A 14,912-nucleotide genomic window follows, 5' to 3' on the forward strand; every position below is an offset into this window, starting at 1 on the left:
GAGTTTGCTCCTCTGGCAATTTCTGCCTTCAGGAAAGCCTTGGACTTAGGAACTGCAGGCGTTAATATATTGTTTATAATGCATTTTAGTTGCAGTTAAGATTTTTAGGGTATAATGTACAGAGAAATCTTTTTAAATCAGGAGGTCTACAATGAGTCTAGTACCAATGGTCGTTGAGCAGACCAACAGAGGAGAGAGGTCATACGACATCTTCTCGAGGCTCCTCAAGGACAGGATAATAATGCTGTCGGGCGAGATATCCGACGTTACCGCGAACCTTGTGGTCGCACAGCTGATTTTCCTCGAAAGTGAAGATCCTGACAAGGACATTTACCTATATATCAACAGCCCGGGTGGGTCAATCACTGCAGGAATGGCAATCTACGATACTATGAACTACATAAAGCCTGATGTGGCTACGATCTGCATAGGAATGGCCGCATCAATGGGAGCATTCCTACTGGCATCAGGTGCCAAGGGCAAGAGATTCGCCCTCCCTAACAGCGAGGTAATGATCCATCAGCCGCTTGGGGGATACCAGGGGCAGGCTACGGACATTGAGATACACGCGAAGAGGATACTGCAGATAAAGGACACGATGAACAGGATATTATCCGAAAAGACAGGTCAGCCGTTGGAAAAGATCCAGAATGACGTCGAGAGGGATAATTTCATGGGAGCTGAGCAGGCCAAGGAATATGGCCTGATAGACAGCATCATGGAGAAACACGAAAAGGTTGGGGAGTAGGCGCTCCTTCAGCCGCAAGAGGTGATGATATGGCCAAATATGATGACAAGAACGCTTTGAAATGCTCATTCTGCGGAAAGAGCCAGGACCAGGTCAGAAGACTGATAGCAGGCCCCGGAGTCTATATCTGCGATGAGTGCATAGAGCTGTGCTCCGAGATAATCGCGGAGGAGCTTGAAGAAAAGAACCAGGTGGATATCTCGAGTCTTCCGAAACCGCAGGAGATTAAGAACCATCTTGACCAGTATGTGATAGGACAGGATGAAGCAAAGAAGTCCCTGGCTGTTGCAGTGTACAACCACTACAAGAGGATCAACTTCCCGGTCAAGAACGGTGACATTGAGCTCCAGAAGTCCAACGTCCTGCTGCTTGGTCCGACCGGCTCAGGCAAGACGCTTCTTGCTCAGACTCTGGCCAAATTCCTTCAGGTCCCGTTCGCAATAGCGGATGCGACTACGTTGACCGAGGCGGGATATGTTGGGGAAGATGTCGAGAACATACTCCTTAAGCTCATCCAGAACGCCGACTATGACGTGGAGAAGGCTGAAAGGGGAATAGTCTATATCGATGAGATCGACAAGATAGCAAGGAAGTCTGAGAACCCTTCGATAACAAGGGATGTATCAGGTGAAGGTGTGCAGCAGGCGCTTCTCAAGATCCTTGAGGGAACTGTCGCATCGGTCCCGCCGCAGGGTGGAAGGAAGCATCCCCATCAGGAGCTCATACAGATCAACACGACAAACATTCTCTTCATCGTCGGAGGAGCCTTCGACGGCATAGAGAAGATCATAGAGAAGAGAACCCAGAAATCATCAATTGGCTTCGGTGCCGAAATCGCATCGAAATCACAGAGGAACGTGGGTGAGACCCTGAAGGACATACTTCCTGGTGACCTCCTTAAATTCGGGCTCATACCTGAATTCGTAGGAAGGGTTCCGATAGTTGTAACCCTGAACAGCCTTGACAAGGACGCTCTGGTTGAGATACTCAGCGAACCGAAGAACGCTCTCGTCAAGCAGTACACAAAGCTGTTCGAGATGGATGGCGTTGAGCTCGAATTCACCAGGGAGGCTCTGCTAAAGATTGCCGAGGAGGCGATCAAGAGAAATACGGGTGCAAGAGGATTAAGGTCCATAATCGAGGACATAATGAAAGAGATCATGTTCAGCGTCCCTTCGGATGAGACGATTGAAAAGGTGCTGGTGACTGACGAGACAGTCTCGAGCAAGCAACCTATAATCACCTACAAGAAGGCGGAGAACATAGAATCAGCATAATACAATTGAAATGGACAGGCCGCAAGGTTTGTCCATTTTGAGAGAGAGAGGAAATCAATGAAAAGGAAGAGGAGGACCCTCCCCCTTATACCCCTTAGAGGAATAACCATATTCCCATATATGGTCCTGCATTTCGATGTGGGCAGGGAAAAATCAATAGCATCCCTTGACGAGGCGATGCTGAAGAATCAGGAGATATTTCTTGTTCCCCAGAGGGATGGCAAGGTTGAAGAACCTGCCCTGGAGGATATGTACCAGATAGGAACGCTCTGTGTCATCAGACAGCTCCTGAAGCTCCCGGGAAATACCGTCAGGGTCCTTGTGGAAGGTATCTCGAGGGCGAGGATCGTAAACCTCAAGCAGACTGAGCCGAGCTATGTAGCTACGGTTGAGGTGCTGGAGGATGTTGTAGCGGATTCTGGCATACAGGACATACAGGAGGAAGCCCTTATAAGGAGCGTCAAGGAGACCCTTGACACATACGTGAGGCACACCGGAATGATGCCGCAGGAGGCTCTTACAACACTTGAGGATATCGAGGAAGCGGGGCGGTTCGCGGATACCGTTAGCTCATACCTTATCCTGAAGCCGGAGGACAAGCAGTCCCTGCTTGAAGCCCTGGACATTACGGACAGGCTCGAAAAGCTTCTTGAGATCATCAACAAGGAGCTTGAGATAGCAAAGATAGAGAAGAAGATAGGCTCAAAGATAAAGACCAACATCGACAAGGTGCAGAAGGAATACTATCTCCGTGAACAGCTCAAGGCAATACAGGAAGAGCTCGGGGATTATGATGAGGACACCAAGGAGATAAACAGCTACAAGGAAAAGATAGAAGCGAAGAACCTTCCGAAGGAAGCAAGGGAGAAGGCGCTCTATGAAGTGGAGAGGCTGAGGAATTCCGGAAGCTACTCAGCTGAAGGCGGTGTCATAAGGACGTACCTTGACTGGATACTTGACCTGCCCTGGGGAGTTGAGACTGAGGATTCAACCGATATCATCAAGGCAAGGGAGATACTCGAAGCAGACCATTACGGACTTAAGGACGTCAAGGACAGGATAGTGGAATATCTTGCAGTTAAGACCATGTCAAAGTCACTCAAGGGACCGATAATCTGCCTTGTAGGTCCTCCGGGAACAGGAAAGACCTCCATCGCCAAATCGGTAGCCAGGGCTCTTGGCAGGAACTATGTCAGGATGTCACTTGGCGGAGTCAGGGATGAGGCCGAAATACGAGGCCACAGAAGGACCTATGTAGGTTCCATACCGGGCAGGATAGTCTATGGGATGAGGCAGGCGAAGAGCATGAACCCTCTCTTCCTTTTGGATGAGATAGACAAGATGTCGAACGACTTCAGGGGAGACCCGGCTGATGCGCTGCTTGAGGTGCTTGATGCTGAGCAGAACTTCAGCTTCAGGGACCACTACCTTGAACTTGAGATGGACCTTTCGAAGGTAATGTTCATAACTACCGCAAACACTCTTGAAACCGTTCCGAGACCGCTCCTTGACAGGATGGAGGTCATAGAGGTTTCAGGCTATACATATGAGGAAAAGCTCAATATCGCCAAGAGACACCTGCTGCCAAAGGTCCTGAAGGAACATTCCATGGAACCGGGAAGCTTCAGGATGTCTGACAAGGCAATAAAGTTCCTGATAGACGGATATACGATAGAATCAGGTGTCAGGAACCTGGAGAGGTCGCTTTCAAGCCTTGCCAGGAAATCCATATCCTATCTGCTTGAGAACAAGAAGAAGAGCATAACGCTTACTCCTCAGATGATCGAGAAGTTCCTGGGTCACCCCAGGTTCAGGTACGAGACGGCTGAGAAGGAAGACAGGCTTGGCGTCGTCACAGGCCTTGCATGGACACCGGCGGGCGGAGACATTCTGCCGATAGAGGTTATGGTCATGGAAGGAACGGGAAAACTTGAGCTTACCGGTCAGCTGGGTGATGTCATGAAGGAGTCGGCTAAGGCCGCATACTCATACATAAGGAGCCATTCAGGAGAGTTCGGCATAAACGGTGATTTCTACAAGACCAAGGACATACATGTGCATGTGCCTGAAGGTGCAGTGCCGAAGGATGGACCGTCTGCAGGAGTTACAATGGCGACAGCCATGGTATCAGCCCTGTCCGGCAGGAAATCCAGGCATAATGTGGCCATGACCGGAGAGATAACACTCACCGGAAGAGTCCTTCCTATCGGAGGGCTTAAGGAAAAGTCACTTGCAGCAAGCAGGGCCGGTATTGATACGGTGATCATACCTGAGAAGAATGTGCCGGACCTTGAAAAGGTGCCGGAAAGCGTAAGAGGAAAGCTGACTTTCATTCCTGTGAAGGAGATCAGCGAAGTCATAGGCAAGTCTCTTGTGGAGGAGTAGAATGATAACCATCAAGAATTCCGAGTTCATGACATCTGCAGTGAAGAAGGACCAGTACCCTGAGGGAGGATATCCTGAGGTTGCCTTCGTAGGAAGGTCCAATGTAGGCAAGTCCACCATCATAAACTCACTTACGAACAGAAAGAAGCTGGCAAAGGTGTCGAACACTCCCGGAAGGACAAGGCTGGTGAATTTCTTCCTGATTGACAACACATGCTCACTGGTTGACCTGCCTGGCTACGGTTACGCAAAGATATCAAAGTCGGAGAAGCTGGCCTGGGGGAAGATAATCGAGGAATACCTGATGAACAGGCCTGACCTGAAGAAGGTGGTCCTCCTCGTGGATGCCAGGCACAAGCCCACTGAGGACGATGTCCTCATGATCAAATACCTCAGGCATTATTCAATAGAGGTTATTGTGGTTGCCACGAAGCTTGATAAGCTGAAGAGGAACGACATAAGGAAGAGCGAGAACATAATAAGAGAGACACTTGGTCTCTCCGAAGAAAAGGTCCTGTTCTATTCTGCCCTTACAAAGGAAAACCTGCAGAAGGTAATAGATGAGATATTTTCGGGGATACTACCGGAAACTGTATAAGAGTAAAGATGGAACGGCATAATGTAATTGAAACTAAATATCCGTTCCATTGACCTGAGGGAGCCTGACGGCTTCCTTTTTTTATCCGGCAAGCTGATCTGTTCTTTCCTTGCTCTTGCTTAGAAAGTAGAGTATCGGAACCGATGTGAACATGAACTGGATGGTGAATGCTGTAACCAGCCAGGTCTGAAGCACTGAAGGCCATGGCCAGAACATCTGGATGACTATCCGTGAAAGCCATACCGTAACGATGAAGCAGTAGAATGCCTTCAGCTCTGCCGGACCTTCAAAGATACGCTGCCTCAGAACCATCATAAGAAGGCTGATTCCTGTCAGAAGGAAGGAAAAGCAGAAGTTCACGTAGTTGACTGACTGGATGATCTCTGCCGGGGCATCAGGGATGTAGGAATACCATCCAAAGGCATATGGTGCGAAAAAATGCAGCAAACCGACCAGCAGGCTGATGGTGCAGGCAATGACAAATGATACTTCAGCGATTTTCCTCATTTAAAACCCTCCAAACATATTATGGCAATTATATATCATGTTTTTGAAATGGATATCTTTAAAACTGATTACATACTAAATGCTAACCCTAAAATATACAAAATGCAACTACTTATATCATGCTTCAAATTATTTGATGAATTCACCTCCGCGCTGAGAATCCCGGATGTTCAGCAGCAAACTTTTCACTGATTTACCCTTGTCTGATATATAATTGAGGGAGAGGAGGTGGTCTTATGGGATTCAAGGCTGTAAGGGGAGATGTTATCCATGCGGTCTCAAAGGACGAGCTCAGGATCCACCCGGATTCATATATAGTCTCAGATGGGGGGAGCATCATCGGCATATTCAGGGAGATACCTGAATCCTTTGGCGGGATCGAGATGATCGACCATGAGGGCTGTCTTGTTATGCCCGGCTTCACGGACCTCCACACACACGGCCCTCAGTATGCTAACCTTGGTCTGGGCCTGGACATGGAGCTGCTCAGCTGGCTTGAGGCAAGGACCTTTCCTGAGGAGATGCGCTTTGCCGACATGGATTATGCGGACAGGATATACAGGCTGTTCGTCCGGGACATGGTGAGGGAGGGCACACTTAATGCTGTGGTGTTCGGAACAGTATTCACTGAGAGCACAATACACCTTATGGAGATACTTGAGTCATCAGGAATACGGGCATACGCGGGTAAGGTGAACATGGACCGGAATACGGTGAAGGGTATGACGGAGGATACGGACAGATCCCTGGCAGCGACCGAGGAGCTTATAAGAAGATTTGAAGGCAGTGACCGTGTCAGACCGATACTGACCCCGAGGTTCATCCCGACATGTTCAGATCATCTGCTGGAAGGGCTTGGAAGGCTTGCCAAAAGGTACGGGACACCTGTTCAGTCACACCTGAATGAGACACTTTCTGAGATTGAATGGGTGAAGGAGCTTTATCCTGATTCAGGAAGCTACGCGGGAATATACGGGAGTTTCGGCCTTTTCGGGCAGACTCCTACCATCATGGCGCATTGCATACATAACAGTGAAGGGGAGCTTAGGATGATGAAGTCAGAGAACTTCTTCGCTGCACATTGTCCTGATTCCAATTCAAACCTCGCCAGCGGCATAATGCCGCTAAGGAAATTCCTGGACCTTGGGATAAAGGTAGGTATAGGAAGCGACATATCAGGAGGCGATACTTTAAGCATAAGGCAGTGCATGGTATCAGCCATCAAATGCTCCAAGCTTAAGCATGCGGAGGCGGACAGAAAGCTTTTGCCCGTAACGCTGACCGAAGTGTTTTACCTCGCTACAAAGGGAGGGGGAGAATTCTTCGGAAAGACCGGGAGCTTTGAGGAGGGATTTGAGCTTGACTGCATAGTCGTTGACGACCGTGAGCTTCATCCTGCGGGACTGCCGGGGGTTGAAGAGAGGCTTGAGAAGTACATATACTGCGGCACCTGGAAAAATATCATCGCAAGGTATGTAAGGGGAAATCCTGTGGACCCTGAGAAGGCAATGGAGACCAGGGCTTAGTGCAGGGTAAACTTTCTTAGCTATCTATAAGATATGAAAAGAGGCGCAGCCATATTGGCTGCGCCTTAAATATCGTCTTTTGTTCAGATCCTCGATTTGCCCTTTGCGCACTCCCTGCAGACCCCGAAAAAATACACTTTCGTTCCTGTGTGGGTATAGTCGGAATACCTTGAAAGTTCCTTGCAGAGGGGGGAAAGCGAGAGTCCCATAATGTCTTCGACCTTGCCACATTCAGTGCACTGTATATGCGGATGGTCACAGACATTCGCGTCATACCTGGAGTTGCCTTCGCCCAGGTCCAGCTCAGTAACAAGCTCAACCTCAACCAGTGTATTCAATGACTTGTACACTGTCGCGAGGCTCATTAGTGGAAAGTTCTCCTGTAGCGACTTGTAGATTGCTTCAGCTGTAGGATGCGATGTAGTGTGCTTCAGGTGGTCATATACCGCGATCCTCTGGGGTGTGAGCTTCAATTTCTTCTCCCTGAATATTTCCGTGATACTCTTCATGTCATCCCTCGTCGTGCAGATTTGAACTAGATGTCCTTTTTCATAGTATCATATAAAAATTGTGTAATCAACGAAGTAAAGATTACAGGATGAGCATATTTTATATCGGAATAAAATGCATGGAACTGGCATAAAACATGGGGGAAGCTTATGCGGCAATTGCTGAAAATGTATAAAATATGAGTATATAATGCAGGTTGATACTAGGGTGAGTACGACATTTAAAGTATGAAAACGTTGTTAATCATGAATATGTCAACATAAATCGATGATTGTTGTTGGATTTACAATTAGAAAAAATACATAATAATGCAGTTGACTTTATAATTATACACGCTATAATAAGAGTATCAGCTGAAAGAAAGCTGCAAGCGAAAGAGGACGAAGGCAGAAGCCTTAAGGTAAAAAGTCCAGGGAGGAAAAGGAAATGATGGGATTACTTAACAAAGAGATAATAAAGAACATGAAGGGCAGGGACATGATAACTCTCCTTGACTATAGTGTTGAAGAGATAGAGGCCCTCCTGGATTATGCGATAGAGATCAAGGCTCTTACAAAAGCCGGAGATTGCCCGCAGGTACTTAAGGGAAAGTCACTCGGAATGATGTTCGAGAAGAAGTCCACAAGGACAAGGGTTTCGTTCGAGGTTGGAATGCTCCAGCTGGGCGGACACGTAGTTCATCTCAATCCTAACGAGATGCAGCTATCAAGGGGAGAAGGGGTCAAGGACACGGCAGCGACACTTTCAGAGTACCTTGACGGAATAATGATAAGGGCCAACTCGAATGCGGATGTGATGGAGCTTGCAAAGCATGCTTCGATTCCGATAATAAACGGACTCACAGACATATACCATCCATGCCAGGCTCTGGCTGACATACTTACAGTCATAGAAGTGAAGGGCTCTGTAAAGGGACTCAAGCTCTGCTACGTCGGAGACGGAAACAACGTATCCCACAGCCTTGCGGCAGCAGGAGTTGCAATGGGAATGGAAGTATACATGGCCTGCCCAATAGGATACCTTCCTGATGAGAAGATCATCGCGAAAATCAAGGAAATGGGCAAGGAAAGCGGTGGAAAGGTGTTCATAACACAGGACCCGAAGGAAGCTGCGGTTAATGCTGATGTCATATACACTGACGTATGGACAAGCATGGGTTTCGAGGAAGAGGCTGAGGCAAGGATTGGAGCATTCGCTGACTATCAGGTAAACAAGGAGCTTGTCTCCTACGCGAAGGATGACTACATGTTCATGCACTGCCTGCCTGCACACAGGGAGGAGGAGGTCACTGCCGAGATAATCGACGGACCTAACTCATATGTGTACCATGAGGCAGGAAACAGGCTGCACGCCCAGAAGGCGGTACTTGCAGCACTGCTATAGAAGCTGGTTTTGGGCTGGTGCCCTTGCCATATATTCGGAAAGCCTGGACTGACAGGCTCAAACCGGAAATAACCCGGAGTATCTGGACTGACAGGTGCTCCGGGTTTATTGTGCGGCGAAATGGTGTTATAATCAAGGAAAAAGCGGAGGTCATGAAATGGAGATGGGTTTGTTTGACGGGGGAGTTACGTTCCCGGAATATCTGAATCAGGTGGGGCCTGAATTCAGGGAGAGATACGAAAAGACTTTGCTGTCAGAAGGTGTGAAGGAGAAGCTTAAGGGTCTTTCGAAATCAAGGAAAGTCGTTGCCTTTTCAGAAGGCTACTGCCCGGACTGTGTTGCAGTTCTTCCTTACATTGAAAGGATGAGGGAAGAGAATCCAAACATAGAGTATACGATAAAACACAGGACCGGGAATGAAGAAGCGCTGGTGGAGGCTGCCGGAGAGTCGAGGATTCCGCTTCTTGTATTTTTCGATGAGAACGGTGAGCCGCTTTCGGTGTTCCTTGAGTTCCCTGAAAAGCTGAAGGATGAAATGAGGCATGCTGCGGTTGAGGACAAGAAGGACCTTGTTGTCAAGTTCAGGGCAGGTGCGTACAACGATATGATCGAGGAAGCGATGGTTGAATTGCTGAGGATCTGATTTAAAAAGACCCGGATAGGAATTTTGAACATAAAGAAAGGAAGGATGTTTCCATTGTCAGATGGATCCATCCTTCCTTCTCTTCATGTGGTATCTTATGAGAAATGCCAGGGCGCCAGCTGCACGAAGCGTACCTGAAACGTAGAGCGATGCGTTCAGACCTAACAGGCTGAGCACAAGGTTTCCGAACAGGGGTGCAACAGCGAGGGTCACACTTGTCAGGGTCGTGTGGACAGCAGCTGAAACCAACCCCTCACCTTCTGGTGAAGACTCGAGCATTAGTCCGAGGAGCACTGCGGTGATGCCTGCAGTCGAGAAGCCTATGATTGGCTGGACGGCAGCATTCATGAACATGCTGTGTGTAAATGTGTAAAGTATAGGTGTTGATGCCATGCATATCGTCGCAAAGACTATGCCGAGGTCATAGCCCGTCTTCTTCACTATCCTCTGCCAGATCGGGAAGCTCACAATTCCCGAAAGGCTAAGCACAACGTTCACTATGGTAAGCCACTTCTCATCAGCTCCAAGGTAGCTTATCTGGTAAATGCTGAAAAGGGGCCATCCTGTCTGCCATCCGAAGTGGAAGATAAGCGAACAGATGATGAAGGACCTGTAGTCCCTGTTGGTAAAGATGCGCCGTATGGTATCCACAGGGTTCATGTTGGCAAGTGGAGCCCTTTCTTCCGCCTTCAGCAGGTTAAGGTAATGGATCTCCTTCAGGCCCAGCAGGAAGCTGAGGACGATGAAGAGCTGGTACATGAATATCGCTGACCTGTTCGTGGTTGTAACAGAGAGCACCACTCCCATGATTACAGATGTAATGAGCTGGGCAATCTGTGAATATGAGTTCCTGTAGGTTATTGCTTCACCTCTCTCCCTGGGAGAGAACACATCACCGGTGAAGCTCTGGAGAGCCGTAGCTGAGATGGATTCAGGGAAGTTCATGAGTCCGTATACAAGAACAAAGGCAAGTGGCCTCCTTGCTTCCGGAAGGAAAGGAACCAGTGCAAGAAGGAGAGGGAATGACCTGCTGAGATAGAAGAAGCCCTCCATAATCCTGCGCTTGTTCCTGGCCATCTGTATCATTACAATTCCAGGGATAGTCACAAATATGGCAACAAATCCTGGGAGGGCGTTCAGGAGCGAATAATGTATGGGTGCTCCTCCAAGCCTGTCAAGGAATTTTGCCGCAAAGCTCTTTGCAAAGATGGTTACCATTGTGAACAGGATACCGTTCAGCGTGTAATACCTGATGTTTTTGCTGCCGCCGAACAATCTGAGATTGAGACGCCTGACAAGCTTCATTGGGAATCCTTCCTTCCAGCTAAAATTTCAATGCCCTGACCAGGTTCTTGTCCTTAAGGATTGTCCTGAAGACAATGTATCCTACTACTGACACCACCAGGAATTCACCAGCAAACACCTGGAGGGCGGAAAGTATGAAGGGAAGACCAAGCACCAGCTTCAGTTCGAGGCCGATGATTAGCCCGTTGACAATCGCAGGCCATAGGGAAGCGACGAACAGGCTCCTGGACCTTGCCATGAGAAGCAGGGCGATGAAAGTCGCTGATGTACCGAAGAAGATGTCCGCAATGCCAAGGGGGCTTGGAAGGTTAGCTATAAAGCACCCGGCAACCAGACCTGGTATGTATTTTCTGTCGATGAAGACCAGAAGCGTGAGGACTTCCGATACCCTGAACTGGATCCCGTACCAGCTGAAGGGGTTAAGTATCGTTATGACCGCATAGATTGCAGCTACTATAGCTGTCCTTACCAAAAAAGAAACCTTTGTATCCATATCTTTTGACTCCAATCATTTTAATGCAACATGCATTCTATCACAAAAGCAGCAGCCGTGGAAGGGTTTTCCACGGCAAATGTTTTCCACGGCAATACGGCAATATCCTATATGTACTCCCTTGAATGCGAGATAAGCAGGTCCTGCCTGGTATCCCACAGCTTCTGGGAAAGGTCCACATAGTAGTTGTGGGGATTTTCGAATCTCAGGACTTCAGCCCAGAGCTTGTCAGTCTCCTTAGCGGAGTAATCCCTTATCTCAAGGACCGTAGGGCTATCGTAGACCGGCTTTCCCTGACTGAACAGCTGGACATGCAGAGGCCTTGCGTAAAAGCTTGTGACGACCTTCTGCTTCCATGTGTACACAGGGTCGAATATGGTGAGGGGCTCATTCTCGTCGATGACCTCATCATGCTCGCAAATTACATCCGCTATTGCCTTGTCGTTCTTTTTCGTGAAGATCCTGTATACCTTCTTGAAGTGGGGGTTAGTGATCTTTTCCTGGTTCTCGCTTATCTTGATCCTCGGAATGACCCTGCCATCCTTCTCTACGGCCACAAGCTTGTAGACACCACCGAAGACCGGCTCGGACTTGGCGGTGATCAGCCTTTCTCCTACTCCGAAAATATCTATTTCAGCTCCCTGGTTGAGGACATCCCTGATTATGTGCTCATCAAGTGAATTGGACACTATGATCTTGACATCGCTGTAACCAGCCTCGTCAAGCATCCTCCTTGTCTCCTTGGTGAGGTAAGTTATGTCTCCTGAATCTATCCTCACGGACTTCGGCCGGAAACCGCTCGGAACGACAATCTCGTCGAAGACGGTTATTGCGTTGGGAACACCAGATTTCAGCACATTGTAAGTGTCGATCAGGAGCGAGCAGTTCGAAGGATAGGCGTTTGCCCACTTCCTGAAGGCTTCAAGCTCGGTGTCGAACAGCTGTACCCAGCTGTGGGCCATGGTTCCTGATGAAGGCACATTGAACATTATCTCGGCAAGGGTGTTTGAGGAGGATGAGCATCCGCCGACTATGGCGGCCCTTGACCCGTAGATGGCACCATCATATCCCTGAGCGCGTCTTGAGCCGAATTCAAGCACCGGCCTTCCTTTTGCAGCCCTTACGATCCTGTTGGCTTTGGTAGCTATCAGTGTCTGGTGGTTAATTGTAAGGAGGATCATTGTCTCCACGAACTGGGCCTGTATGATAGGGCCCCTTACTATTACAAGGGGTTCGTTGGGGAAAACGGGAGTGCCTTCAGGGACTGCCCATACGTCACATTCGAACTTGAAGTTCTCAAGGTATGAGAGGAACTCTTCGCTGAATATCCCCTTGCCTCTGAGATATTCAATATCCTCCTTGGAGAAGGTAAGGTTCTCAAGATATTCCATGAGCTGGTCCACCCCAGCCATTATGCAGTAGCCGCCTCCGTCAGGGACTCTCCTGAAGAACATGTCGAAGTAGGCTATCGTATCTGAAACACCTTCCTTCATGTATCCATTACCCATGGTCAGTTCATAAAAGTCTGTAAGCATAGTAAGGTTTCTTCCGTTCCTCACGTCTATAACCCTTTCCATATAATCACCTGTTTCAATTTTATTTCGTCTATCTATCATATTACCAAATTTTCACAAATAACTTAAGCCCTTTAACCAATTTGTGATTCAAATGGTGGATTCAACCAATGTTTCAGGAAAAAATAATGGGAAATTCCTTCCATATGGAGTAAAATAGGAATCTATGGGTAAATTTGGAGGTGAAGCCATGGAACTTGATGAATATCAGAAGATTGCATGCAGGACAGAAGAGAACAGGGTCCTGGTTGTCGCCCCTCCGGGTTCGGGAAAGACAACCGTACTGCTTGAGAGGCTCGGACTGACCATGGATTCAGGCGTAGCACCCGGCAGGATACTGGTACTGATCTTCTCGAAAGCTGCCGCTGAGGAGCTTAAGGCAAGGTTCGGAGGTGACAGGAAGCCTTTCTTCGGGACCCTCCATGGATTTTCCTACAGGATACTTAGGTCACTCGGCACAGATGTCAGCCTCGTTTACGGAAAACCAGAGCAGGAGGTTAAGCTCCTCATGCAGAGGAGTCTGAACCTTGCAAGGGAAGACATAGATAGCCTTATGAGGGATTTTTCTGCCTACAGGATGGCGCTTTTCAAGGGCGCTGAATCCAGGAAGGAAGCGATGGCCCTGAGGGATGATGTGTTCAGGAAGGCCATGGACCTGTATGAGGGATTCAAGAAGCAACGGGGCCTAATGGATTTCGATGACCTTCAGACCAGGTTCCTGTCACTCCTTGAGGACAAGGAGCTTACGGCAAGAATCAGGAGGACTTTCACGCATATCCTTGTGGATGAGTTCCAGGACCTTGACCCGGTACAGCTTCAGCTATTGGTCAGGCTTTCTGAGGGTGGAAACATCTTCTGCGTAGGTGACGAGGACCAGTGCATATATGCCTTCAGGGGATCCGATCCGTCAGCGATGATGGACTTTGAGGATAGGTTCAATGGCAGGAAGCTTTACCTGAAATACAACTACAGGAGCTCACGGACGATTGTTGACTATGCCGGCGAGGTCATAAGGTTCAACAGGGCAAGGAACGACAAGGAGCTCCTTCCGGACAGGAAGGACCTGACAAGGATAAGGAAGGTCTTCCCGCCAAGCCAGGAAGGGATGCTTTCAGACATTTCAGCTGAGGTAATGAAGGACATCTACGGTTCCTATGCCGTCCTCTACAGGACCAACGAGGAAGGCGAAAGGATCAGGGAACATCTGAGGAGGGAAAGCATACCGTTCAGGTGCAGGGATGGATACAGCTTCTACAGGACCATGGTTGCAAGGGACATACTTGAATACATGAGGTATGCGGCATCCGGAGACCCGAGGCACTTCGCGAGGATCGCAAACAAGCCATACAGGTACATCCCTAAGGATGACCTTAGAAGGCTGGCTTCGGGTGAGGATATCAAGACAGTGCTTCTGTCCGGTGAGAAGGGCGATTTCGCGAAAGGCAGGATGAAGGAGCTAATACGCGACCTGAAGCCCATGTCGAAGAAATCCCCTAAGGACCTTGTGAGATATATCGGCAAGGTCCTGGGCTACGAGGACTACCTGAAGGATTATTCGGAGAGGACGGGAAGGGACATTGAGGAGCTTAACGGTGACCTTGATGAGATGCTTGAGCTTGCAGGGAACCACAAGGTGCTTGCCGCCTTCCTTGAGGAGAGCACGAAGGAGCCTGAAAGCGACCCTTCAGCCAAGCTTCTCCTGTCAACCATACACGGCGTCAAGGGGCTTGAGTTCGACAAGGTGTTCCTGGTGAACTGCGTGGAGGGTATAATGCCCCAGGCTGTTACAGGAGCTGACCTTGAGGAAGAGCGGAGGATATTCTATGTCGGTATAACCCGTGCAAGGCATGAGCTTGACATATATTCACCGCGGACAATTCATGGAAAAGAGAGAAAAAGAAGCAGATTCGTTATATGATATAATTATTGGAAGATATTTGGGAGCAGGGCGCTCCCTGAAGGA

The 14,912-nt window shown here is 48.7% G+C and carries 13 protein-coding genes; 8 read left to right on the forward strand and 5 right to left on the reverse strand.

The features are described 5' to 3' along the window. Window positions 1–151 precede the first annotated feature (151 nt). From clpP to yihA, 4 genes are read left to right on the forward strand one after another with little or no spacing between them, the layout of a single operon-like run. Complete coding sequence (gene clpP, locus T472_RS14360; protein ID WP_023385935.1) at window positions 152–748, forward strand: ATP-dependent Clp endopeptidase proteolytic subunit ClpP; 597 nt, start codon at window positions 152–154, stop codon at window positions 746–748. A gap of 29 nt (window positions 749–777) precedes the next feature. Next, entirely contained in the window at window positions 778–2,025 is a 1,248-nt protein-coding gene (gene clpX / locus T472_RS14365) for an ATP-dependent Clp protease ATP-binding subunit ClpX (RefSeq protein ID WP_023385938.1), read from the forward strand. A gap of 57 nt (window positions 2,026–2,082) precedes the next feature. Next, window positions 2,083–4,410: an endopeptidase La gene (lon, locus tag T472_RS14370; protein ID WP_023863670.1), complete on the forward strand. Its 2,328-nt coding sequence runs from the start codon at window positions 2,083–2,085 to the stop codon at window positions 4,408–4,410. 4 nt (window positions 4,411–4,414) lie between these two features. Beyond that, the gene (gene yihA / locus T472_RS14375; protein WP_040907800.1) at window positions 4,415–5,008 is read left to right on the forward strand and encodes a ribosome biogenesis GTP-binding protein YihA/YsxC; all 594 of its coding nucleotides are present in this window, start codon (window positions 4,415–4,417) and stop codon (window positions 5,006–5,008) included. 81 nt (window positions 5,009–5,089) lie between these two features. Here yihA and T472_RS14380 read toward each other — a convergent pair whose 3' ends face one another. Next, the gene (locus tag T472_RS14380; RefSeq protein ID WP_023389036.1) at window positions 5,090–5,515 is read right to left on the reverse strand and encodes a hypothetical protein; all 426 of its coding nucleotides are present in this window, start codon (window positions 5,513–5,515) and stop codon (window positions 5,090–5,092) included. 236 nt (window positions 5,516–5,751) lie between these two features. On the opposite strand from T472_RS14380, the gene T472_RS14385 reads away from it, so the two are divergent. Next, the gene (locus tag T472_RS14385; protein ID WP_023389037.1) at window positions 5,752–7,041 is read left to right on the forward strand and encodes an amidohydrolase family protein; all 1,290 of its coding nucleotides are present in this window, start codon (window positions 5,752–5,754) and stop codon (window positions 7,039–7,041) included. 83 nt (window positions 7,042–7,124) lie between these two features. Here T472_RS14385 and perR read toward each other — a convergent pair whose 3' ends face one another. Next, window positions 7,125–7,550: a transcriptional regulator PerR gene (gene perR, locus T472_RS14390; RefSeq protein ID WP_023389038.1), complete on the reverse strand. Its 426-nt coding sequence runs from the start codon at window positions 7,548–7,550 to the stop codon at window positions 7,125–7,127. 427 nt (window positions 7,551–7,977) lie between these two features. Here perR and argF point away from each other — a divergent pair, with 427 nt between their 5' ends. Both argF and T472_RS14400 read left to right on the forward strand, forming a co-directional pair. Beyond that, window positions 7,978–8,934: an ornithine carbamoyltransferase gene (argF, locus tag T472_RS14395; RefSeq protein WP_023389039.1), complete on the forward strand. Its 957-nt coding sequence runs from the start codon at window positions 7,978–7,980 to the stop codon at window positions 8,932–8,934. A 157-nt stretch (window positions 8,935–9,091) separates the two neighbouring features. Beyond that, window positions 9,092–9,577, forward strand: coding sequence for a thioredoxin family protein (locus tag T472_RS14400; RefSeq protein WP_023389040.1), 486 nt, complete (start codon window positions 9,092–9,094; stop codon window positions 9,575–9,577). A 57-nt stretch (window positions 9,578–9,634) separates the two neighbouring features. Here the strand turns inward: T472_RS14400 and T472_RS14405 are convergent, their stop codons facing one another. The 3 genes from T472_RS14405 to T472_RS14415 all read right to left on the reverse strand — a co-directional run bounded on the left by T472_RS14405 (window position 9,635) and on the right by T472_RS14415 (window position 12,952). Continuing rightward, window positions 9,635–10,882, reverse strand: coding sequence for an MFS transporter (locus tag T472_RS14405; protein ID WP_040907740.1), 1,248 nt, complete (start codon window positions 10,880–10,882; stop codon window positions 9,635–9,637). A gap of 19 nt (window positions 10,883–10,901) precedes the next feature. Beyond that, entirely contained in the window at window positions 10,902–11,375 is a 474-nt protein-coding gene (locus tag T472_RS14410; protein WP_040907742.1) for a QueT transporter family protein, read from the reverse strand. Between the two features lie 107 nt (window positions 11,376–11,482). Next, a complete protein-coding gene (locus T472_RS14415; protein ID WP_023389042.1) occupies window positions 11,483–12,952 on the reverse strand; it encodes a nicotinate phosphoribosyltransferase in 1,470 nt (489 codons plus the stop codon). 187 nt (window positions 12,953–13,139) lie between these two features. Between T472_RS14415 and T472_RS14420 the strand changes: the two genes are divergently transcribed. Further along, window positions 13,140–14,867 (forward strand): ATP-dependent helicase, encoded by a 1,728-nt coding sequence (locus T472_RS14420; protein ID WP_023389043.1) that lies wholly within the window; start codon window positions 13,140–13,142, stop codon window positions 14,865–14,867. Window positions 14,868–14,912 lie beyond the last annotated feature (45 nt).

The organism is Youngiibacter fragilis 232.1, assembly GCF_000495435.3.
In the GTDB taxonomy this organism is placed as follows: Bacteria; Bacillota; Clostridia; order Clostridiales; family Clostridiaceae; genus Youngiibacter; species Youngiibacter fragilis.

What these genes read in the sequence shown, in the direction of transcription:
- clpP (WP_023385935.1), top strand. Translation starts at nt 152, where the DNA reads ATGAGTCTAGTACCAATGGTCGTTGAGCAGACCAACAGAGGAGAGAGG.
- clpX (WP_023385938.1), top strand. Translation starts at nt 778, where the DNA reads ATGGCCAAATATGATGACAAGAACGCTTTGAAATGCTCATTCTGCGGA.
- lon (WP_023863670.1), top strand. Translation starts at nt 2,083, where the DNA reads ATGAAAAGGAAGAGGAGGACCCTCCCCCTTATACCCCTTAGAGGAATA.
- T472_RS14380 (WP_023389036.1), bottom strand. Translation starts at nt 5,515, where the DNA reads ATGAGGAAAATCGCTGAAGTATCATTTGTCATTGCCTGCACCATCAGC.
- T472_RS14385 (WP_023389037.1), top strand. Translation starts at nt 5,752, where the DNA reads ATGGGATTCAAGGCTGTAAGGGGAGATGTTATCCATGCGGTCTCAAAG.
- perR (WP_023389038.1), bottom strand. Translation starts at nt 7,550, where the DNA reads ATGAAGAGTATCACGGAAATATTCAGGGAGAAGAAATTGAAGCTCACA.
- argF (WP_023389039.1), top strand. Translation starts at nt 7,978, where the DNA reads ATGATGGGATTACTTAACAAAGAGATAATAAAGAACATGAAGGGCAGG.
- T472_RS14400 (WP_023389040.1), top strand. Translation starts at nt 9,092, where the DNA reads ATGGAGATGGGTTTGTTTGACGGGGGAGTTACGTTCCCGGAATATCTG.
- T472_RS14405 (WP_040907740.1), bottom strand. Translation starts at nt 10,882, where the DNA reads ATGAAGCTTGTCAGGCGTCTCAATCTCAGATTGTTCGGCGGCAGCAAA.
- T472_RS14410 (WP_040907742.1), bottom strand. Translation starts at nt 11,375, where the DNA reads ATGGATACAAAGGTTTCTTTTTTGGTAAGGACAGCTATAGTAGCTGCA.
- T472_RS14415 (WP_023389042.1), bottom strand. Translation starts at nt 12,952, where the DNA reads ATGGAAAGGGTTATAGACGTGAGGAACGGAAGAAACCTTACTATGCTT.
- T472_RS14420 (WP_023389043.1), top strand. Translation starts at nt 13,140, where the DNA reads ATGGAACTTGATGAATATCAGAAGATTGCATGCAGGACAGAAGAGAAC.